The following is a 20,996-nucleotide window of genomic DNA, read 5'->3' as shown; positions in this document are numbered from 1 at the left end:
AACGGATAGTGCGGCTGGGTGATCGCGTTTGATGAGTTTCGTGAGGATGCGCACGTCATGAAACGGGCTTGGTTGTTCGCTTTTGTTGCCTTGTTCGCCAGCCACGCGATGGCGACAGACGTGGTCGATCTGGCGTCGTCGCCGACAACAGCGCGCATCGGCTTGCAGCAGGTGACGCGCGCGGTGGCGACGGAGACGGCGCAGGACGGTGTGCAGCAGCGGCGCTACACCTTCCAGCCATCCGCGCAGCCGCAGATCACGATCGCTCCTGCGCAAGGCGCGTGGAACTGGAGCGGGCAGGGCGAGCTGCACCTGCGCGTGCAGAACGCGATGCCGTGGGCGGTCACCCTGGTGGTGGACATCGACGGGCGCGACGCGAAGCAGCAACTGCATGCGGTGGTGGGCTTGCCAGCCGGTCCCGCGCAGACCCTGGTGATTCCGTTGCACGTCACCTCGCCGCTGGCCTTCGGCATGCAGGTGGGCCCGGCCAAGCCGTTCGAGGATGGCGGCCGGCGGGTGCTGCTGGCGACCACGGTGGCGGGAGGGCTGGATCGTTCCGGCGTGCGCGACGTGCGGCTCTCCATGCCCGCGCCGCAGGCTGCGCAATCCATCCTGTTCGGCAAGTTCGAGGTGGTGGCGGGCGAGGCAGCGCTGCGCGACGCCTACACCGACATCGTGGATCGCTACGGCCAGTACACGCGCGAGGCGTGGCCGGAGAAGATCGCCGACGATGCCGCGTTGCGTGCCGCCGTGAAGCGCGCGCCGCCAGCCGCATCGGCGGCTGGCGTGGACCGTTACGGCGGACGTCTGGACGTCCGTCTGCGGGCCACCGGCTGGTTCCACACGCAAAAGGCGGATGGTCGCTGGTGGCTGGTCACGCCCGGCGGCCACGGCTTCTTCTCGCTGGGCGTGAACACCGTGAAGGCCGACGACACCCGCACCTACGTGCAGGGCCGCGCGTCCATGTTCCGCGACCTGCCGCCGGACAGCGGCACGTGGGCCGCGTTTTACGGCAACGCCGACAACCGCAACGCACAGCAGGGCGCGGGCGCCGGCCGCTGCTGCGACCACGGACAGTGGTTCGACTTCTACGCCGCCAACCTGTATCGCGTGGATGGCCGGGACTGGCTTGCCGCCTGGCGCATGCGCGCCCTGGCGCGGCTCAAGGCCTGGGGCTTCAACACCGTCGCCAACTGGAGCGACCCCGCGCTGGGCGCGCTGCACCAGTTGCCGTACACGCGCGAACTGGACATCCGCGGCGACTTCGGCAATGTCGCCACCGGTTACGACTGGTGGGGCCGCATGCCCGACCCGTTCGATCCACGCTTCGCGCAGGCGGCGGATGCGGCAGCGGCGAAGGCCGCGCAAGGCGTGCGCGACGATCCTTGGTTGCTGGGCTATTTCGCCGACAACGAGTTGTCGTGGTCCGCATACGGCCCGCAGGGGCGCTGGGCGCTGGCCGTCGGCACTTTGCACGGCGAGGCGCGCAGCGCGGCCAAGCAGGCCTTCATCGCCGACTTGAGGAAGAGGTACGGCACGCCGGACAAGCTCGCGGCGGCATGGGGCATCACGCTGGCGTCGTGGGATGCGCTGGACGCCACCGATTTTCCCGCGCCCGAGCCGAACGAAGCGCACCCCGCCATCGCCGACGACTACAGTGCGTGGCTGAGCCGTTACGCCGCGCAATTCTTCCGCACCGTCGCCGAGGCCATCCATAGTCACGATCCGCATCATCTCTACCTCGGCAGCCGCTTCGCGGTCAGCACGCCCGAGGCCATCGCGGCCTGCGCCAGGTACTGTGACGTGATGAGCTTCAACGTCTATGCCGACGTGCCGCAACACGGCTATGACGCGGCGCTGGCGAAGAAGCTGGACAGGCCGGTGTTGATCACCGAATTCCATTTCGGCTCGGACGACCGCGGCCCGTTCGGCAAGGGCGTCGTGTCCGTGGCGAACGAGGAACAGCGCGGCGCGGCCTATGCGCGCTACCTGCAGGCGGCGGTGGGCGACCCCGACATCGTGGGGGCACACTGGTTCGAATACGCGGACGAGCCGGTGACCGGTCGCCTGCTCGACGGCGAGAACTCGCATTTCGGCCTGGTCGGCATCACCGACATTCCGTTCGCGGGCTTCGTGGAAGCGGTGCGCAAAGCCAATGCGTCGCTACGGCATTGATGTGCTGCCGGGTCGCAGCGACGGTGCAGTGACTATGCTTGCCCGGATACTTCGTGAGGTGAACCCATGTGTCTGATCGCCTTCGCCTGGCAGGCCCATCCGCGCTGGCGCCTCGTGCTGGCCGGCAACCGCGACGAATTCCACGCACGGCCCAGTGCGCCGCTGGCGCGCTGGGACGATTTGCCGATCACCGGCGGCCGCGACCTCGAAGCCGGCGGCACCTGGCTGGGCGTCACCGACGCCGGGCGTTGTTGCGTGGTCACCAACGTGCGCGACCCGCGCGATCCGCAGCTGGGCGCCTCGCGCGGCCTGCTCGCCACTGACTATCTCGTGGGTGCCGACGACGCCACGGCGCATGCGCAGACCTTGCTGGCGGCGGCAGCGGACTACCGTCCGTTCAATCTGCTCACCTTCGATGCGCAGGCCGCGTTCTATCTCGGCAACCGGCCCGAGGCGCGCGCACAGGCAGTGACGCCCGGCGTGCACGGCTTGTCGAATGCCGACTTCAACACGCCCTGGCCGAAGACGCGCGCGCTGATGGCGCGGCTCGCCGCATGGACCGGGACCGGCGACGCGGACGATTTCGCGCCGCTGTTCGCCGCGCTCGCCGACGAGCGGCAGGCGTCGGATGCCGAGTTGCCCGACACCGGCATCGGGCTGGAGCGCGAGCGCTGGCTGTCCGCGGCTTTCATCCGCGGCACCGACTACGGCACCCGCGCCAGCACCGTGGTGGCGATCGCCCATGACGGGCGCGGCGTGATCGAGGAACGCCGCTTTGGCCCCGAGGGGCGCTTCCTCGGCGAAAGCCGGCTGAGCTTCGGTCCGCGCGCCGCCGTGGATTGACGCCCCGCGCCTACGCGCTGGCGCGCGCGAGGCTGTCCGACGCCATGCAGTGGCACGGTTAGCGTTGACGGCGCCATTCACGGTGGGAGCGTCACATGCGCACGGCTTGCCTGTTGTTGCTGCTGGTCATGTCGGGCGCCGGTCTCGTGCATGCGGCAGACTGCCCCGACTGGTCGCCCGAGCAGGCCCGCCGGGAGCTGGCTGCGCTGCACGACAGGCTGGACGGCTGGAACCATGCCTATCGGGTCGATGGCCACTCGTCGGTGAGCGACGCCGTTTACGACCAGGCCGAGCAGCAGCTTGCGACGTGGAGCCGGTGCTTCCCCGAACAGGCGCCGGCGCCGCTGGCGCATCTGGGCGATGCCGGTGGCCGTGTCGGTTCGCCGGTGGCACAAACCGGGCTGGCCAAGTTGCCCGATGCCGCCGCGGTCGAGGCGTGGATGCGTGCGCGCGGCAACCGCGACCTGTGGGTGCAGCCCAAGGCGGATGGCGTGGCGGTGACCCTGCTCTACGAGCACGGCCGACTGCGCCAGGCCGTCAGTCGCGGCGACGGCCTGCATGGTTCGGACTGGACCGCGTTGGCGCAGGCGATAGACGCGATCCCCAAGCAGCTGCTGCAGGCGCCAGCCCGCGTGGTGCTGCAGGGCGAGCTGGTGTGGCGCCTGCCCGGCCACGTGCAGGCCAAGGACGGCGGCGTCAATGCGCGTTCGGCGGTGGCCGGCGCGCTGGCGCGCAACACGCTGGACGCCGCCACCGCCGCGAAGATCGGCCTGTTCGTGTGGGACTGGCCCAGCGGCCCGGCCGACATGCCGGCGCGACTGGCCGGCCTCGCCACGATGGGCTTCGCCGACAGCGCGGCGCTCGCGCAACCGGTGGCGAGCCTCGACGAAGCGAGGCGCTGGCGCGAGCAGTGGTACCGCCAGGCGTTGCCGTTTGCCGCCGACGGCACGGTGCTGCGCCAGGGCCATCGACCGTCGGCCGACACCTGGCAGGCGCGGCCGCCGGACTGGGCGGTGGCGTGGAAATACCCGGCCGCCTCCGCGCTGGCCGAGGTGCGTGCGGTGAACTTCACCATCGGCCGCAGCGGGCGCATCACGCCGGTACTGGAACTGGCGCCCGTGCAGTTGGACGACCATCGCGTGCAGCGGGTCAGCGTGGGTTCGTTCAAGCGCTGGCAGGCACTGGACATCCGCCCCGGCGACCAGGTCGAGGTGGCGCTGGCGGGGCTGACCATCCCGCGCCTGCAGTCGGTGGCGTGGCGCGCGGCGCAGCGTGCCGCGGTGGATGCGCCCGATCTGGCCCGTTATGGCCCGCTGAGTTGCTGGCAAGCCACGCCGGGCTGCGAACAGCAATTCCAGGCGCGACTGGCCTGGTTGGGCGGAAAGCAAGGCCTGCGCCTGCCAGGTGTTAGCGTGGGCACCTGGCAGGCGCTGGCGGATGCCGGCGTGGTCCGTGGCCTACTGGACTGGCTGACGCTCACGCCCACGCAACTCGCCGCGGTGCCGGGGCTGGGTGCGAGCCGCTCCGCAGCACTGGCGCAGGCGTTTGCCGACGCACGCGGGCGACCGTTCGGTGACTGGCTGCACGCGCTCGGCGCGCCGGATGACGCGGCGGATGCTGGAGAGGATTGGGCCACGTTGGCTGCGCTGGGCGAAGGCGACTGGCGTGCGCGCGGCGCCAGCGCGGCGCGTGCGCGCCAACTGGCTGTCTTCTTCGCCCATCCCGAGGTGCAAGCCTTGGCGGGCCAATTGCGCACAGCCGGCGTGCAGGGTTTTTAGGTCTGTAGGAGCGCACCCCCGGATCAAGTCCGGGGCAGGCTCTGTGCGCGAATGCTTTGATGCTTCGATCAGAGCGAAAAGCCATCGCGCACAGGGTGCGCTCCTACATCAGCTCGCCGTCGACGTAATACCAGCGGCCCGCCTCACGCACGAAGCGGCTGAGCTCGTGCTGGCGGTGCGCACGGCCGCTGCCGAGACGGTAGCGGGCCACGAACTCCACGGTCGCATGCTCGTCGTCGATGCGCTGCTCGCGGCGCACGTCCAGTCCCAGCCAGGTCGGCGCGGGCTGCTGCGCGGCCAGCCGCAGCGAGGCGGGGCGGGTGTCGGCGTGCCAGCTGGCCAGCAGGTAATCCTCGCGCTTGAGCACGTAGGCGCTGTAGCGCGAGCGCATCAATTGCGCGGCGCTGGCGGCGATCACGTTGCCGTCATGCAGCGGGCCGCAGCAGGCGCCGTAGCCGGCGGGATTGCCGCAGGGGCAGGGGGTCAGGGTGTCGATCGCCTTCATGCCGCCTTTGTACACGAGAGCCTGCCCCATATCTCCACTTGGCTCGCATTGCCTTGCCGTGGCCGTCAGGTGGTGGCGCGTGGCGCAGCGCCTGCTTGGCTGGCAGGTCAAGGCGCGCGCTGCCGCATGGCGGCCACGGCAAGGCAACCCTTCCTCGCTCCTCAAAGCCGAGTCCATCCATGGACTCTCCCCGCGTGCGGGTCGGGTCTGTTTGCCCGCATCCCTGCGTCATCACTCAGTCGTGGACGGACGTCCACTCCTTCGTTCTTCCTTGGCCTGCGCACAAACAGCTCCCGATGCGGGCCAGGCGGAGATATGGGGCAGGCTCTTGGCGGTGGCGTGCAGGCTCAGTGCCGGCTGCGCTGCCAGACGCGGCAGCGGTTGTTCGCCGGCATCGCCACGTCGTCGACCAGCGCAAAGCCTGCCGCCGCGGCCAGCGCGTCCACGGCCTCGGCGTCGCGGATGCCCATGTGCGCGTCGCGCGCCTTCAGCCACTGGTCGAACGCGGCATTGCTGTCGCTGGTGTAGCGGTCGCCGTCATTGAACGGGCCATAGATCGCCAGCCGCGCGTCGTCGGTCACGACGGCCGGCAGCTGGGCGAACAGCGCCTCCACCTCGTGCCAGGCCATGATGTGCAAGGTGTTGGCGCTGAACACCGCGTCGAACGCGCCGCGTGGCCACGGTCCGTCGACATCGAGTTCCAGTGGCGGCGGCGTGTTGGGTAGCGCCGCCTCGTCCAGCCAAGCGCGGATGCCCGGCAGATTTTCAGTGCGGTCCGAGCATTGCCAGTCCAGCCAGGTCAGCGCGGCGGCGAAATGCACGGCGTGCTGGCCGGTGCCGCTGCCGATCTCCAGCACGTGCCGCCGGTCGGCAAAGTACTGGCGCAACACCTCAAGGATGGGTTCGCGGTTGCGTTCGCAGGAAGGGGCGTGGGGTTTGTCCACGCCCACGCCATCAGGCCGGGCGGCCGCGCAGCACGCGGGCCGGCAACATCAGCAGCGCGCCGAGGAAGGCGAATACCGCGCCCACGGTGATGCCGATCAATCGTAGCGGCAAGCAGATCAACCACACGATGGGGTAGAGCACCAACGCCAGCAGCGCGAGCGGCCAGCAGAACACCAGCAGCAACAGCCAGAGCAGGAAGGCGGCCATGGCACGACCTCACGGGGGATGGGTGACAGCACTCTAGCGCGATCCGCCGCCGCCGCGCAGGTGGCTTTCGGCACATCGGCGGCACGTTGCCACGGGGCTACATCACCGGCTTCACGCCGATCAGCAGCGCATGCAGCCAGAACGCGAAGATTGCCCAGACCACCACGCCGATCACCACGGTGATGGCGGTGTTCTTGGCCGTGCCGGGCGGGTACGCCGTGCCCTCGCGGCGGTCGCGCCGGCGCGAGGCGGCGAACAGCACGACGGCCCACAGCAGGAACGCGCCGAACAGCACCACGTCGTGCAGCATGCCGGTGGCGAGCAGGTGGCCGAACGCCCAGGTCTTCACCGCCAGCAGCTGCGGATGGTGCAGGCGCGCCTTGATGCCGTTGCGCGGTGCCCGCCCCGCAATGAACAGCACGAACGCGACCAGGGTGAACAGCGCATTCAGCCGCACCAACCACGGCAGCGGCGTGTACAGCAGCACCGGATGGTGCCGCGCCAGCGCGAAACCCCAGCAGATCAGCACGAAGCCGACCAGCGACACCAGCGCGAACAGGCCCTTCCACTTCTTCTCGCCGAGTCGCGCGATCTGCCGCTTGCGCCAGCCATCGGCGAAGACGCGCAGCGAATGTATGCCGAGAAACAACACGAGACCGAGGATCAGCACAGGCATGGCAGGCGACTCCGGGGGCGGTGCGCTGGAGTATAGGCAGCCGGGGCTGGCGCCACGAGTGACGGTTGTCAGGTAACTGCTTCGACGCGCACGGTCAGCGCCAGCGTGTTCTCGTGCAGGACGAACGCGCCGGAACCGGGGCGCCAGGCGTCGCCCGCGTGCAGCACACCGTCGCCGGTGTCGATGCGACCGTGCGCGCAGTACACCAGCACGATGGCGGCATCGGCTTGCTGCGTACCCGCCGTGCGCCACACCTCGATGCCGCCACGCGCACGGCCGCGGCGCAGCATCAGGTTGAAATCGCGGTTGGGGCCGCCGGCCAGCGCCACGTCCACGCCGGCTTCGCCGGGGAACGCAAACGGAACGCAGGGCGTGGTGAGCGCATGCGTGCAGCCGTCGTCGAGTTTCATCGTGAAACCGTCGCCGGCCAGCAGGGCGATCACGCGATCGATGCCCGGAAACGCGGAGAACGGCGCGGCGCTCTCCACCTCGGCCACGCTCACCCGCCACAGGAAATCGTCCATGCCTGCACCGGGCGGATGGACGGCCAATTCGCGGGTGCGGCCCAAGCCGTTCTTCCACGGTTTGGCCGGGCAATCGGCGAGGTGGAGGATGCCCATGCGCTACCTCTCGATCACGCGCCGGAACGGCGGCAACGCCCGCAGCATCCCGGCGCCGTAGCGCTTGGTGACCACGCGACGGTCCAGCAGCACGATGCGGCCGGTGTCGCTCTCGTTGCGGATCAGGCGGCCGCAGTACTGGGTGAGCAGGCGGGTGGCTTCGGGGATGCTCACCTCGATGAAGGGATTGCGGCCGCGCGATTCCAGCCATTCCGCGTAGGTGGCGCCCACCGGGTCGGTGGGCACGGCGAACGGCAGCTGGGTGATGACCACGGTCTCACACAGCTTGCCGGGCAGGTCCAGGCCTTCGCCGAAGCTGGCGAGGCCGAACAGCGTGCTGCCACGGCCTGATTCAACGTCCGTGATGTGCTCGGCGATCAGCTGCGTCTTGCCCAGCGAGCCCTGCGCGCGCACCTTGCGCACCTTGTCGATGGGCAGGCGCTGCAGCACGCGGTCGAGTTTGGCGCGCGAGGTGAACAGCACGAGGTTGCCGGCGCTCCAGTCGAGGTGTTCGGCCAACCAGTCGCTGATCGCCTGCGCGTGTTCCTCGCGCGCGTCGGGCAGGGCGGCGATGGCGGGCACTTCGAGCTGCGCCTGCGCGGCGAGGTCGAACGGCGAGGGCAGGCTGAGCGTCACCGCGTCGTCGGGCAGGCCCACCGCGTCGGCGTAGCCGCGGAAATTGCCGCCCGCGCTCAGCGTGGCGGATGTCAGCACTACGCCGCTGGCGTTGCCCCATAGCACGTTGCGCAACAGGCCCGCGGCGGACACGGCCGAGGCATGGCAGACCAGTTGCTGGTCGCCGGTGAGCGTGACCCAGCGCGCCAGCGGCGGCGCCTGATCCGGATCGTCCACCGACCAGGCCTGCCAGCAGGCGGCCTGCTTGCCGACGCGTTCCAGCGCGATGCCCAGTTCGCGCGACAACGCGTCCTGGGTGGGGCCGCCGTCGGTCATCTCCACCACGGCGCGGCGTACCGCGGCGAGCCAGCGCTGCACTTCGCCGGCCTGCAGGCCGAGCAGGCGCGCGTGCTCCACCCAGGCTTCGGGCAGGCGGCCCAGCGAGCCGCGGTACATCGGTTCGCTCTCGGCGGGGTCGGGCAGCCAGCCGAGGCGGATCTCCTTTTCCAGCGCTTCCAATGCGTCGGAGAGTTCCTGCAGCCTGGCGTCGCCGGCATCGAGCGTGAGCTTGCCGAGGTTTTCCTTGTCGGTGAGCGAATAGGCCGCGTGCACCTGGCGGCCCAGTCGGCTCAGCTGGCGCACCGCGTTGGCCAGATGCACCTCGGCGGCGCCGCGGTCGATCGCCTTGCCCGGGATGTGGTGGGCCTCGTCGAACACGTACAGCGTCTCGTCCGGACGCGGCAGGATCACGCCACCCCAGTTGTCGTCCTCGCCCGGCATGGTGAGGTCGGCGAGTACCAGGTCCTGGTTCGCCACGATGATCTCGGCATCGTCCACCGCGCGGCGTGCGGCGAAGAACGGGCAGATCATGAACTGGCCGCACTTGCGGTTGGTGCAGCCGCCCGCGCTGGTGGTGAGCATGGGGCGCAGCAGCTCGCTGACCGGTTCGGGCGCGCTGTCCATGTCGCCATTCCATTCGCCGGCGTCGAAGGCCTGGGCGAGTTTCGACAAGGCTTGCTTGTCGCGCTCGGCGGGTGGCCTGGCCCACAGCGCGAGGTCGGCGTCGAAGCCGGCAAGGCCCATCTGCGCCGAACCGGCGAGGCTGTTGCGCGCCATCGCGAGGTTGCGCGGGCACAGGTAGCGGCCGCGACCCTTGGCCAGCGCCACCTTGGCCTGATGGCCGGACAGCTGCAGGTACAGCGGAATGTCGCGCTCCACCAGCTGCTCCTGCAGCGCCACCGTGGCGGTGGCGATCAGCAGCTTCTTCTTCTGCGCCCGCGCCACCTCGTGGCCGGCGATCAGGTAGGCCATGGACTTGCCGGTGCCGGTGGGCGCCTCGATCGCGGCGACGCCGCCCTCGCTGGCCAGCGCCTTCGCCACCTCGGCGATCATCTTTCCCTGCGAGGCGCGCGGGCGGAAGCCGGGCAGGCCGTCCTTCAGGCGCGTATAGGCGGCGCGGATGGCGTCCTTGGTGGTGTCGGCGAGCATGCGTGCATCCGGGGCGAGCCGCCCATTCTAGCGGGCGGGTGGTGCCAGGAACGGATGCTGGGCGCTGCCGCGGTCGCGCGCTACCATCGGCCGGGGGAAAAATCATCGGCGCCATGAACCAGTTCGGCAGGTCGCATGTCACGATTCCAGGCGAAACCGACCAGCTGGCCTGGTTGGGACGGCTGATCGGTGCGTCCACGCCGCAGGCGGTGGGCGAACTGGTGGTGGAACTGGCCCGTGGCTGCGCGGGCTGTCGCGATGCCCGCCTGCTGTGGCTGGAGCGGGGCGAGTGCCGTGCCGCGGACGGCCCCGTGGACGCGCCTGTGCGCGCGCGGATGCTGGCGCTGCTGCGCGACGAGGAGGGTGTGGCGACGGCCGTCGACGGCGAACTCGCGATCTGGCTGGCGCCGGACGTGCCCGCCGTGCTGTTGCTGGCGCCGGAGGACACGGCGACCGGCCCGCGGCTGGCCGCGGTGCTGGAACCCCGCCTGGCGCTGGCCGGGCGCCAGCTGCAGCAGTTGCTGGCACTGGCCGAGCTGCACGGTTCGCATCGCCAGCTGGAACGCTCGGAGAACCTGCAGCGCGCCCTGTTCGCGATCTCCGACCTGGCCGGCGCCGATCTCGACATGCCCGAGCTGTTGCGCGGCATCCACGCCATCGTCGGCACGCTGATGTACGCCGAAAACTTCTACATCGTGCGGCACGACCCCGAGCGCGGCACGGTGCGGTTCCTGTACTTCGCCGACACGGCGGATACCGCAGGCCCCGACATCGACCGCGACGAACCGCTGGAGGCATTGCGCGGTTCGCTCACCTGGCACCTGCTGGGCCAGGGGCAGTCGCTGATGGGCAACGCCGAGCAGCTGGCGGCGCAGATCGGCGAACCGCTGGAGGTGGTCGGCCCGGACAGCGTGGACTGGCTGGGCGTGCCGATGCTGCGCGAAGGGCGCGTGCATGGTGCGCTGGTGGTGCAGAGCTATCGCCAGGGCGTGGGCTACTCCGACGAGGATCGCGCGGTGCTGGGCTTCGTCGCCGCGCACGTGCTCACCGCGCTGGAGCGCAAGCAGAGCAAGGATGAACTGGAACGCCGGGTGCTGCGACGCACCCGCGAACTGGCCGCCGCCAACCGCGAGCTGCAGCAGGAAGTGCTGGAGCGCCAGCGCGCGGAACGCCTGCAGTCGGTGCTGTTCCGGCTGGCCGAGCTGGCCACCGCCGACCTCGACGAGGGCGCGTTCTACCAGCACGTGCACGCGGAGGTGGGCAGCCTGCTGGACGCCTCGAATTTCTACATCGCCTTGCTGGACGAGGAGCGGCAGCGGCTGGATTTCCCGTATTACGTCGATGCCGGCGTGCAGAGCACGTTCAGCCTGCCGCTGGAGCGCAGCATCACCGCCTACGTGCTGCGCACCGGCCGGCCGTGGCTGGGCACCCGGCGCGAACTGGAGGCGATGGAAGCGGCCGGCGAGGTGGTGCCGCACCACATCGGCACGCCGTCCGCCTGCTGGCTGGGCGTGCCGTTGCGCACGGGCGAGACGGTGATCGGCGTGGTCGCCGTGCAGGGCTATGGCGACGAGATGCGCTTCGGCGCCGCCGACCAGGAACTGCTGGGCTTCGCCGCGCTGCAGATCGCCAACAGCATCCATCGCCGCCGTGCCGCCACCGACCTGCTGCAGGCCAACCTGCAGCTGGAGCACCGGGTGGAGGCGCGCACCCGCGAGTTGCGCGAGCAGATCGCCGAGCGCGAGCAGGTCCAGCGGCAGCTGCGCCACGAGGTGATGCACGATCCGCTCACCGGCCTGCCCAACCGCGGCTTCCTGCGCGAGCGCCTGGGCGAGCGGCTGGCGCGGCAGCCGTCGGGCGCACTGCCTTGCGCGCTGCTGTACCTGGACGTGGATCGCTTCAAGGTGATCAACGACAGCCTGGGCCACCTGGCCGGCGATGCCTTCCTGCAGGCGACCGCGAACCGCCTGCGCGCCTGCGTGCACGAACCGGACGTGGTGGCGCGGCTGGCCGGCGACGAGTTCGCGGTCCTGCTGGATGCGGTCGCCGAACCGGCCGTCGCCGAGCGCATGGCGCAGGGCGTTCTGCAGGCCTTGCACCAGCCGCTGTCGATCGGTGGTCGCGAGCTGCAGCCCTCCGCCAGCGTGGGCATCGCGATCGGCGGTGATCGCCACGTGCTGGCCGACGCGCTGCTGCGCGACGCCGACATCGCGCTGTATCGCGCCAAGCAGCTGGGACGTGGCCGCCACGTGTTGTTCGACGAGACGCTGGCCCGCAATGCGGTGGACGAACTGGCGCTGGAGGTCGAGCTGCACCATGCCCTGCTGCACGGCGAGTTCGTGCCGCACTACCAGCCGATCTTCCGGCTCGACAACGGTGCGGTGGTCGGCCACGAGGCGCTGCTGCGTTGGAACCATCCGCGGCGTGGCCTGCTGCTGCCCGACGACTTCGTGCGCGTCGCGCAGGACTGCGGCCAGCTTGAGGCGATCGACTGGCAGCTCTACGAGCAGATCTGCGCACGCATGGCGCGGCCGGATGCCGGCGCGGGTTTCGTGACGATCAATGTCTCGCCGCAGCACCTGCGCCATGCGCATTTCGACCGCCGGCTGCTGCAACTGCTCGAACGCAGCGGCTTGCCGCCTGCGCGGCTGCTGATCGAGCTGACCGAAGGCGCGCTGCTGGACGATCCGGAACTGGTGCGCACCATCCTGGAGCGCCTGCGCGCCGCCGGCGTGCTGACGGCGCTGGACGATTTCGGCACCGGCTATTCCTCGCTGAGCTACCTGCACTCGCTGCCGCTGGGCAAGCTGAAGATCGACCGGATGTTCGTGCGCGAGCTGGATGCCGTCGGCGGCGCCGGCACCGACTCGGTGGTGGCGGCGATCCTCGCGCTGGCCCGCACGCTGGGCATCGGCGTGATCGCCGAAGGCGTCGAAACCGCGAGGCAGCGCATGTCGCTGCTGGCGATGGGCTGCGAATTCGGGCAGGGCTTCATGCTGGGCCGGCCGGAGCCGTCGCCCTGCCTTCCCGCGGCCGCCATGGGCGCGGCAAGGCAGGGGTGATGCGGCGCGCCCGCCGGCGGGCGCGATGGCCTAGCGCGTGCCGCGCACCACGATGGTCTTGCCGGACACGTCGATCATGCCCTGCTCCTCCAGCTGCTTGAGCACGCGGCCGACCATTTCGCGCGAGCAGCCCACGATGCGGCTGACTTCCTGGCGCGAGATGCGGATCTGGGTGCCCTCGGGGTGGCTCATCGCGTCCGGCTCGTCGCACAGGTCGAGCAGGGTGCGCGAGATGCGGCTGGTGACGTCCATGAACGCCATCCGGCTCACCTGGCGCGAGGTGCGCAGCAGGCGGTTGGTGAGTTGGGAGCCGATCGCGAACAGGATCTTCGGACATTCCTCCTGCAGCGGGCCCTTCATCAGCTGGAACAGGCGCTCGTAGCTGATCTCGGCCATCTCGCACACGGTGCGCGTACGCACCACCGACTCGCGCTGGGACTGCTCCACGAACAGGCCCATCTCGCCGATGAACTGGCCGCGGTTGATGTAGGCGAGGATCAGCTCGCGGCCCTGCTCGTCCTCGGTGCACACCGCGAGCGAACCGTCGATCACGTAGTACAGCGTGTTGGCCGGGTCGCCGGGGCGGATGATCGCGGTCTTGCTCGGGTAGCGGCGGCGATGGCAGAGCGCGAGGAAGCGCTCCATCGAGGCCGGGTCCGGCGCGAAGGCGAGCGGGGCCTGGGAGCGTTCGAAGGCCTGTTGCAGCTGGTATTTGAGTAGCGCCACGGTGTCTGGTTCCCCTTGAATGGTGGCCCTGCGAGCCTTCCATGGGCCGACGGGCTGCATCGATCAGCTGGCTGTCGCGCGCCGTTGCCGGCGGCGGGTTCACGCGGGACGCACGCAGGCGATGGAAACTTGCGCGGCGTCCGGCAGGTCATCGTTGCGCACGGGGCTGGCCTTGGCGTGCGCCGCGGCTTGCCGCGGGCCGGACCCTCCCCGAACCCCCATTATGGCAAACCCGGGTGAATTGACGCAGGTTCAGTTTTTCCCGATTTTGCCGCATACTTCGCAGTCTTTCGCTCGTGGCCCATGGCCGCGGGTCGTTCGCCGGGTCGTGGGAGACAAGGGTCCCCACCATCCGAATTCCCGCGGGGACCCTTGGTGCTAACCCGCCTCATCTGCTGACCGTGATCCGGTCATGGAGAGTCGCCGTGGTCAAGCCGCTTCCGCGCCTGCGCCTGCAGGGCTTCAACAACCTCACCAAGGCCCTGAGCTTCAACATCTACGACATCTGCTACGCGGTGTCCGAAGAGCAGCGCCAGCGCTACATCGAGTACATCGACGAGCAGTACGACGCCGATCGCCTCACCCAGATCCTCACCGACGTGGCCGAGATCATCGGTGCGAACATCCTGAACGTGGCTCGCCAGGACTACGACCCGCAGGGCGCCTCGGTGACCATCCTCATTTCCGAGGAGCCTATCGTCGACAAGCTCGGCCGCGATTCGATCGCCGGCGCGGTGGTCGCGCACATGGACAAGAGCCACATCACCGTCCATACCTATCCGGAAACGCACCCCCACAACGGCATCGCCACTTTCCGCGCCGACATCGACGTGGCCACCTGCGGCGTGATCTCGCCGCTGAAGGCGCTGAACTACCTGATCGACAGCTTCGAGTCGGACATCGTGGTGTGCGACTACCGCGTGCGCGGCTTCACTCGCGACGTGAAGGGCAAGAAGCACTTCATCGACCACAAGATCAACTCGGTGCAGGACTACCTGGCGCGGCACATCCGCCAGAAGTACGAGATGTTCGACGTCAACGTGTACCAGGAAAACATCTTCCACACGAAGATGCACATCAAGGACTTCGACCTCGACACCTACCTGTTCGAGGCCCACGCCGACGACCTCTCGTTCAAGGAACGCCAGCGCATCGAGTCGCTGCTGCGCCGGGAGATCGAGGAGCTGTTCCACGGCCGCAACCTGATGTGACGCGAAAAACCCGCCGAAAGGCGGGTTTTTCTTGTGGAGCGTGGCATCCGCCGAAAGGCAGGTTTTTCGGGGCCTTTGCTTTTGCAGGAGCGGCTTCAGCCACGATGCTTTTCCATGGGTGACCGAGGGCATCGCGGCTGAAGCCGCTCCTGCATAACAAGAATCCGTCCTACACCCGGTAGGCCACCGTCTTCATCACCATCGAACTGGCCTGCATCAGCTGCGGGATCGGGAACGGCAGGGCGATGCCGCCGCGCGCCTGCGCGTCCTGCGCGTGGCGCACCTCGTCGGCCTGCATCTGCGCCAGCACGGCGCGCGAGCGTTCGTCCTGTGCGGGCAGGCGCTCCAGGTGCTCGGCCAGGTGCGCTTCCACCTGGCGCTCGGTTTCCACCACGAAGCCCAGGCTCACCGCGTCGCCGACCAGTGCGGCCAGCGCGCCGATCGCGTAGCTGCCGGCGTACCACACGGGGTTCAGCAGGCTGGGGCGGCTGTCCAGCTCCTGCAGGCGCTCGCCGCACCAGGCGAGGTGGTCGGTTTCCTCGGCGGCGGCGTGCAGCAGGTGTTCGCGGTTCTCCGCGTGGCGCGCGAACGCGGCCTGACCGTCATACAGCGCCTGCGCGCAGACCTCGCCAGTGTGGTTCACGCGCATCAGGCCGGCGGCGTGGCGGCGTTCGGCATCGTCCAGTTCCGCGTGGGCAGCGCCGTGTGCGGGCGAGGGGCGATTCGCCTCGGGTGCGCCGGCCACCGTCTCCAGCGCGCGTTCGATGCCGGCCAGCAGGCGGTCCAGCGGGCTGAGCGTGCGGGCGTTCATGGGCGATCCTCCGGTGACGGGCGGCGACGCAGGTTCGGGGACTATGCAAGCGTCGGGCGCCGCATGCTATCATTGCCAGCTCACAGGCCACCTGTCGGTGGACTTGCGCCAGTGATGACGGCTCCGCTATCATCTCGCGCCTTTGCTTCACCGATTATTGTGCAACCGCCCTCGCCGGCGGCAGACGGGTATCTCGAAATGAAAACTTTCAGCGCCAAGGCAGAAAGCGTCAAGCGCGACTGGTTCGTGGTCGACGCCACGAACAAGACGCTCGGTCGCCTGTCGACCGAAATCGCGCGTCGCCTGCGCGGCAAGCACAAGCCGGAATTCACCCCGCACGTGGACACCGGCGACTACATCGTCGTGGTCAACGCGCAGAAGGTGCACGTCACCGGCGCGAAGCTGGACGACAAGATGTATCACCGCTTCACCGGCTACGTCGGCAACCTGAAGACCACCAGTCTGAAGGATCTGCTGGCCACCCACCCGGAGCGCGTGATCGAGATCGCCGTCAAGGGCATGCTGCCGAAGAACGCGCTGGGCCGCGAGATGTATCGCAAGCTCAAGGTGTACGGCGGCGCCGAGCATCCGCACGCTGCGCAGCAGCCCCAGGCGCTGGAAGTTTAAGGAACCATCATGGCGATTCAGCAGAATTACGGCACCGGCCGCCGCAAGACCTCCGCCGCCCGCGTGTTCCTGCGCAAGGGCACCGGCGCGATCGAAGTCAACGGCAAGACCCTCGACCAGTTCTTCGGTCGCGAGACCTCGCGCATGATCGTGCGCCAGCCGCTCGAACTGACCCAGAACACCGACAAGTTCGACATCAAGGTCACCGTCGAAGGCGGCGGCATCACCGGCCAGGCCGGCGCGATCCGCCTCGGCATCGCCCGCGCGCTGATCGAGTACGACGAAAGCCTGAAGTCGTCGCTGCGCAAGGCCGGCTTCGTGACCCGCGACGCCCGCGAGGTCGAGCGCAAGAAGGTCGGCCTCCACAAGGCCCGCCGCGCCACCCAGTTCTCGAAGCGCTAAACTACGTTTACAGCCCCGTCGCCAAGCGGTAAGGCACCTGACTCTGACTCAGGCATTCGGTGGTTCGAATCCATCCGGGGCTGCCAAAACCCCAAAAAGCCCGCCGCAAGGCGGGTTTTTTGCGTATGGATGGCAGACCTTCCGGTCGCCAGGTCGGGACTGATGCTTGCCAGGCCATTGATGATGCGCGACATGCCGAGACGTCCTGAGCGGCATTGGTGACCTCGACTCCCAGCGGCAGCGGCACGTCCTCGCGCGGCGTCTCGCCGGGATGCGGATGGTTCTTCATCCTCCGGCAGCCTCACACCAAACTGGTAGCCACCCCGAACCCCACCGCCATCACCACCCCCACTGCCAGACACGCACTCCCTGGTCTTACCCGCCGCGCATCCACTCGCGGCGTCAACCGCCACAGCAGCGCTACGCCGACCGCCATGTCCAGCACCAGCGCCCAGCGCAGCAGTCCGGAAGTGAGCAGTGCCCGGAACGGCGGCTGCAGATGCCCCTCGTACGCGGCCACGCCGACCACCAGCAGCATCCCGAGCAGGGTCCACAGCAGGCAGGCGAGGTAGACGCGGTTGAACACCACGTTGCAGCGCTCGGTCCAGCGCAACACGGCCCAGGCGATCAGCGCACAGAGCAGCGCGCCGATGCTGCCGTAGAGCACCCACCACACCAGGGAGCTGACCAGGGTGAGCAGGGAATTCATACGGCGTGTTTGAAGCCGAGCCGGCGCAGCAGCTTGGCCATCAGCCAAGCCGGGCCGATCAGCAGGTAGGCGAGGTCGGTGAGGAAGCTGGGCTTGCGGCCTTCGAACTTGTGGCCGATGAACTGGCCGATCCACGCCACCACGAACACGCCGACAGCGAGCCAGCGCAGGTTGGCCGCGCCGAGCTGCCAGTACAGGAAGTTGGTGAGCAGGCCGAGCACGGCGAACGCGACCAGCAGCGCCAGCGCCAGCGGGCGCGAACGCTTCCAGTACCAGTAGAACGCCAGCACCATCACCGCCACCGCCCAGGCGCCGGGGCGCAGCCACGCCTGCGGCACGGGGATCGTCCACAGCAACGCGATCACCGACCACACGATCGGCGGTACGCAGCACCAGTGGAATACCTGGTTCATCGGGTTGCGGTGATCGGCGCTGTAGCTGTCCAGCCAGTCCTGCATGCTGCGCGGGTTTGCGGCTTGTGTGGCCATGGTGCGCTCCGCTCGTGGATCAGGGATGCAATAGCAGCACGGCGATGGCTGGCGTCGCAAGCCGGGGCAGCCGCAGGAACGCCGTAGGAGCGGCTTCAGCCGCGATTTCCACACACGCCAGGCAATCGCGGCTGAAGCCGCTCCTACGAACCGATCGTCAGTCCAGCTTGATGCCGGCCAGCCGCTCCAGCGCCTCACCATACTTCGCAGCGGTGCGCGCGATCACCTCGTCGGGGATCACCGGGCCGGGCGGGGACTTGTTCCAGCCCTGCGCCTCCAGCCAGTCGCGCACGAACTGCTTGTCGTAGCTGGGCGGGCTGATGCCGACCTGGTAGCTGTCGGCGGGCCAGTAGCGCGTGGAGTCGGGCGTGAGCATCTCGTCCATCACGTACAGCTTGCCGTCGGCGTCGGTGCCGAACTCGAACTTGGTGTCGGCGAGGATGATGCCGCGCCCGGCGGCATAGGCGGCGGCCCACTTGTAGATCGCCAGCGTGGCGTCACGCACCTTTTCCGCCAGCTCGCGGCCCACCAGGTTCACCACGGCGTCGAAGCTGACGTTCTCGTCGTGATCGCCCACGGCGGCCTTGGTCGAGGGCGTGAAGATCGGCTCGGGCAGCTGCTGCGCCTGCTTGAGGCCCGCGGGCAGCGTGATGCCGCACACCGCGCCGGTCTTCTGGTAGTCCTTCCAGCCCGAGCCGATCAGGTAGCCGCGCGCGATCGCCTCCACCGGCACCGGCTTCAGCCGGCGCGTCACCACGGCGCGCTTCGCATAGAGCGCGAGGTCGGTGCCGGGCGGCAGCACCTCGGCCAGCGGCACGTCGAGCAGGTGGTTGGGGATCAGGTGCGCGGTCTTGCCGAACCAGAAGTTGGAGATCTGGGTGAGCATCTCGCCCTTGCCGGGGATCGGGTTCGGCATCACCACGTCGAACGCGGAGAGTCGGTCGGTGGCCACCATCAACAGACGCTGTTCGTCCAGCGCGTAGACATCGCGCACCTTGCCGCGGTGGATCAGTTCCAGGCCTGGCAGGTTCGATTGCGGCAAGGTGGTGGGCACGACGGCGGTTCCGTGGCGAGGAGGGAAGCGCTCATTGTAGCGGCTGGCGTCGCATTGCCGCGGTGCGCCGCGGGCAGGCTGCTAGAATTCGCGGCTTTCGGCCCCAGCTTCCGTCGATGCGCATTTTGATCGCGGCACTCTGCCTCACCGTCGCCCTTCCGGGCCTGGCCCAGACACCGACGTCCGCCGCGGCGAAGCCGTCGCGGCTGGGCTTGTGCGCGGCCTGCCACGGCGACACCGGCATGGCCGTGATGCCCGGCGCGCCGAACCTTGCCGGGCAGCGGTTGGATTACCTGCGCCAGGCGCTGAAGGATTACCGCGATGGCCGCCGCGACGTGCCGGTGATGCGCGCCGCGCTCGGCCCGCTCAGCGACGCCGAGCTGGACGCGCTGGCGCGCTGGTACAGCGCGCAGACCCTGACGCCGGCGGGCCAGCCATGAGTTTCACCTACACGCTCTGGTTCGGCTTCTTCGGCCTCTTGATCGGCCACCTGCCCGGTGCGATCACCGGCGCCATCATCGGCTTCGTGTTCGACAACCTGCGCCACAGTCAGCGCAAGCAGGCGACGCCGGAGGCGGGCGGCTTCGTCGGTCCGCTGTTCGCGCTGCTGGGTGCGGTGGCGAAGTCCGACGGCCGCGTCTCCGAGGCCGAGATCGCCGTGGCCGAACGCATGATGGCGCGCATGGGCCTGGACGCCGTGCAGCGCCAGCAGGCGATCGCCAGCTTCAACGCCGGCAAGCAGCCGGAGTTCGACGTCACGCCGACCATCGATGAGCTGCGTCGGTGGGCCGGCCTGCGCCGCGACCATGCGTTCCCGGTGCTGGACGTGGTGATCGACACCGTGCTCGCCGAAGGCAATCCGCCGCCGGAGAAGATGGCGATACTGCGCCAGCTCGCGTTCGCGCTGCGCATCAGCGACATGGAGCTGATGGCGCTGATGGCGATGAAGGGCTACGCGTGGAACGCTGGCGGTGCGCGCGGCCGCGGCGGCCAAAGCTACGGCGGTGGCGGCTACGTGCCGCCGCAGCGCAATACCCAGGGCCCCGATCCCTACACCGTGCTCGGCATCGAGCGCAGCGCGGACGACCGTGCGGTGAAGCGCGCCTACCGCAAGCTGATTTCCGAACACCACCCCGACCGCCTCGGCGACCTGCCCGAGGCGATGCGCAGGCAGGCCGAGGCCCGCGCCAGCGAGATCAACGCCGCCTACGAGCGGATCAAGGCGGAACGCGGCTTCAAGTAGGAGCGCACCCTGTGCGCGAATGCCTTGGCTTCGTTCAATATCAGAGCGGTCGCGCACAGGGTGCGCTCCTACAGGAATCATGCCCATGAGCAAGCAGAGCCCCGTCATCGCCCCCTCCATCCTCGCCGCCGACTTCGCGCGATTGGGCGAGGACACCGCCGCCGCGCTGGCCGCGGGTGCGGACTGGGTGCATTTCGACGTGATGGACAACCACTACGTGCCCAACCTCACGATGGGCCCGATGGTGCTGTCCGCGCTGCGCAAGTACGGCATCGCGGCGCCGATCGACGTGCACCTGATGGTGAAGCCGGTGGATCGCATCGTGCCGGATTTCGCCAAGGCCGGCGCCAGCCTGATCAGCTTCCACCCCGAGGCCAGCGAGCACATCGACCGCACGATCGGGCTGATCAAGGATTCCGGCTGCCAGGCCGGCCTGGTGTTCAACCCCGCCACTTCGCTGGATTGCCTCGACTACGTGCTGGACAAGCTCGACCTCGTGCTGATCATGTCGGTGAACCCCGGCTTCGGTGGGCAGAAGTTCATTCCGATGGCGCTGGAGAAGCTGCGCCGCGTGCGTCGCATGATCGACGAGCGCGGCCTCGCCGTGCGACTGGAGATCGACGGCGGTGTCACCGCCGACAACATCGGTGCGATTGCCGCCGCGGGTGCCGACACCTTCGTCGCCGGCTCGGCGATCTTCCACGCGAAGGACTACCGCGCCGAGATCGCAGCGATGCGTGCGGCCATCGGCTGACGTACTGAGTCGCCCGGGAGCAAGGAAAGTCCCGTGATTTAGCCGGTTGTCGCCATG

The 20,996-nt window shown here is 69.0% G+C and carries 21 protein-coding genes and 1 tRNA gene; 11 read left to right on the top strand and 11 right to left on the bottom strand.

Annotated elements, in window-relative coordinates:
- Positions 1-57: 57 nt before the first annotated feature.
- From AB7878_RS06635 to ligB, 3 genes are all read left to right on the top strand, one after another.
- Entirely contained in the window at positions 58-2,175 is a 2,118-nt protein-coding gene (locus AB7878_RS06635; RefSeq protein WP_369493604.1) for a beta-galactosidase, read from the top strand.
- 66 nt (positions 2,176-2,241) lie between these two features.
- Positions 2,242-3,018 (top strand): NRDE family protein, encoded by a 777-nt coding sequence (locus AB7878_RS06630; RefSeq protein ID WP_369493603.1) that lies wholly within the window; start codon positions 2,242-2,244, stop codon positions 3,016-3,018.
- A 95-nt stretch (positions 3,019-3,113) separates the two neighbouring features.
- Complete coding sequence (gene ligB, locus AB7878_RS06625) at positions 3,114-4,796, top strand: NAD-dependent DNA ligase LigB (protein ID WP_369493602.1); 1,683 nt, start codon at positions 3,114-3,116, stop codon at positions 4,794-4,796.
- Between the two features lie 103 nt (positions 4,797-4,899).
- On the opposite strand, the gene AB7878_RS06620 is transcribed toward ligB, so the two are convergent.
- From AB7878_RS06620 to dinG, 6 genes are all read right to left on the bottom strand, one after another.
- A complete protein-coding gene (locus AB7878_RS06620) occupies positions 4,900-5,301 on the bottom strand; it encodes a YchJ family protein (RefSeq protein WP_369493601.1) in 402 nt (133 codons plus the stop codon).
- 347 nt (positions 5,302-5,648) lie between these two features.
- Positions 5,649-6,245 carry a DUF938 domain-containing protein gene (locus AB7878_RS06615; protein ID WP_369493600.1) on the bottom strand — a complete coding sequence of 199 codons (597 nt, stop codon included), beginning with the start codon at positions 6,243-6,245 and terminating at the stop codon, positions 5,649-5,651.
- A gap of 10 nt (positions 6,246-6,255) precedes the next feature.
- Entirely contained in the window at positions 6,256-6,453 is a 198-nt protein-coding gene (locus AB7878_RS06610) for a hypothetical protein (RefSeq protein ID WP_369493599.1), read from the bottom strand.
- Between the two features lie 97 nt (positions 6,454-6,550).
- Positions 6,551-7,129 (bottom strand): NnrU family protein, encoded by a 579-nt coding sequence (locus tag AB7878_RS06605; RefSeq protein WP_369493598.1) that lies wholly within the window; start codon positions 7,127-7,129, stop codon positions 6,551-6,553.
- Between the two features lie 68 nt (positions 7,130-7,197).
- Positions 7,198-7,749 carry a HutD/Ves family protein gene (locus AB7878_RS06600; protein WP_369493597.1) on the bottom strand — a complete coding sequence of 184 codons (552 nt, stop codon included), beginning with the start codon at positions 7,747-7,749 and terminating at the stop codon, positions 7,198-7,200.
- 3 nt (positions 7,750-7,752) lie between these two features.
- A complete protein-coding gene (gene dinG / locus AB7878_RS06595) occupies positions 7,753-9,852 on the bottom strand; it encodes an ATP-dependent DNA helicase DinG (protein WP_369493596.1) in 2,100 nt (699 codons plus the stop codon).
- A gap of 113 nt (positions 9,853-9,965) precedes the next feature.
- Between dinG and AB7878_RS06590 the strand changes: the two genes are divergently transcribed.
- The gene (locus AB7878_RS06590; RefSeq protein ID WP_369493595.1) at positions 9,966-12,914 is read left to right on the top strand and encodes a bifunctional diguanylate cyclase/phosphodiesterase; all 2,949 of its coding nucleotides are present in this window, start codon (positions 9,966-9,968) and stop codon (positions 12,912-12,914) included.
- Positions 12,915-12,944: 30 nt separating this feature from the next.
- Here the strand turns inward: AB7878_RS06590 and crp are convergent, their stop codons facing one another.
- Positions 12,945-13,640 (bottom strand): cAMP-activated global transcriptional regulator CRP, encoded by a 696-nt coding sequence (gene crp, locus AB7878_RS06585; RefSeq protein ID WP_369493594.1) that lies wholly within the window; start codon positions 13,638-13,640, stop codon positions 12,945-12,947.
- Positions 13,641-14,065: 425 nt separating this feature from the next.
- Here crp and speD point away from each other — a divergent pair, with 425 nt between their 5' ends.
- Entirely contained in the window at positions 14,066-14,851 is a 786-nt protein-coding gene (gene speD / locus AB7878_RS06580; protein WP_369493593.1) for an adenosylmethionine decarboxylase, read from the top strand.
- Between the two features lie 169 nt (positions 14,852-15,020).
- Here speD and coq7 read toward each other — a convergent pair whose 3' ends face one another.
- On the bottom strand, positions 15,021-15,662 hold the full coding sequence (gene coq7, locus AB7878_RS06575; protein WP_369493592.1) for a 2-polyprenyl-3-methyl-6-methoxy-1,4-benzoquinone monooxygenase: 642 nt from the start codon (positions 15,660-15,662) through the stop codon (positions 15,021-15,023).
- 198 nt (positions 15,663-15,860) lie between these two features.
- Between coq7 and rplM the strand changes: the two genes are divergently transcribed.
- The 3 genes from rplM to AB7878_RS06560 all read left to right on the top strand — a co-directional run bounded on the left by rplM (position 15,861) and on the right by AB7878_RS06560 (position 16,777).
- The gene (gene rplM, locus AB7878_RS06570) at positions 15,861-16,289 is read left to right on the top strand and encodes a 50S ribosomal protein L13 (protein WP_369493591.1); all 429 of its coding nucleotides are present in this window, start codon (positions 15,861-15,863) and stop codon (positions 16,287-16,289) included.
- 9 nt (positions 16,290-16,298) lie between these two features.
- Positions 16,299-16,691: a 30S ribosomal protein S9 gene (rpsI, locus tag AB7878_RS06565; RefSeq protein WP_077484758.1), complete on the top strand. Its 393-nt coding sequence runs from the start codon at positions 16,299-16,301 to the stop codon at positions 16,689-16,691.
- A gap of 11 nt (positions 16,692-16,702) precedes the next feature.
- Positions 16,703-16,777, top strand: a tRNA-Gln gene (locus AB7878_RS06560).
- A 215-nt stretch (positions 16,778-16,992) separates the two neighbouring features.
- On the opposite strand, the gene AB7878_RS06555 is transcribed toward AB7878_RS06560, so the two are convergent.
- The 3 genes from AB7878_RS06555 to AB7878_RS06545 all read right to left on the bottom strand — a co-directional run bounded on the left by AB7878_RS06555 (position 16,993) and on the right by AB7878_RS06545 (position 18,942).
- The gene (locus tag AB7878_RS06555; protein WP_369493590.1) at positions 16,993-17,400 is read right to left on the bottom strand and encodes a hypothetical protein; all 408 of its coding nucleotides are present in this window, start codon (positions 17,398-17,400) and stop codon (positions 16,993-16,995) included.
- On the bottom strand, positions 17,397-17,888 hold the full coding sequence (locus AB7878_RS06550) for an Mpo1 family 2-hydroxy fatty acid dioxygenase (RefSeq protein WP_369493589.1): 492 nt from the start codon (positions 17,886-17,888) through the stop codon (positions 17,397-17,399). The genes AB7878_RS06555 and AB7878_RS06550 overlap by 4 nt, the downstream gene beginning before the upstream one ends.
- Before the next feature lie 157 nt (positions 17,889-18,045).
- On the bottom strand, positions 18,046-18,942 hold the full coding sequence (locus AB7878_RS06545; RefSeq protein ID WP_369493588.1) for a phosphoribosylaminoimidazolesuccinocarboxamide synthase: 897 nt from the start codon (positions 18,940-18,942) through the stop codon (positions 18,046-18,048).
- Positions 18,943-19,058: 116 nt separating this feature from the next.
- On the opposite strand from AB7878_RS06545, the gene AB7878_RS06540 reads away from it, so the two are divergent.
- The 3 genes from AB7878_RS06540 (at position 19,059) to rpe (ending at position 20,939) form a co-directional block, all read left to right on the top strand.
- The gene (locus tag AB7878_RS06540; protein ID WP_369493587.1) at positions 19,059-19,382 is read left to right on the top strand and encodes a c-type cytochrome; all 324 of its coding nucleotides are present in this window, start codon (positions 19,059-19,061) and stop codon (positions 19,380-19,382) included.
- A complete protein-coding gene (djlA, locus tag AB7878_RS06535; RefSeq protein WP_369493586.1) occupies positions 19,379-20,185 on the top strand; it encodes a co-chaperone DjlA in 807 nt (268 codons plus the stop codon). Before AB7878_RS06540 ends, djlA begins: the two co-directional genes overlap by 4 nt.
- Before the next feature lie 85 nt (positions 20,186-20,270).
- Complete coding sequence (gene rpe / locus AB7878_RS06530; protein WP_369493585.1) at positions 20,271-20,939, top strand: ribulose-phosphate 3-epimerase; 669 nt, start codon at positions 20,271-20,273, stop codon at positions 20,937-20,939.
- Positions 20,940-20,996 lie beyond the last annotated feature (57 nt).

It is taken from the genome of Rhodanobacter humi, from assembly GCF_041107455.1.
GTDB lineage: Bacteria > Pseudomonadota > Gammaproteobacteria > Xanthomonadales > Rhodanobacteraceae > Rhodanobacter_A.
The sequence above is the reverse complement of the archived record's forward strand: the minus strand, read 5'-3'. Positions and strand labels throughout refer to the sequence as shown.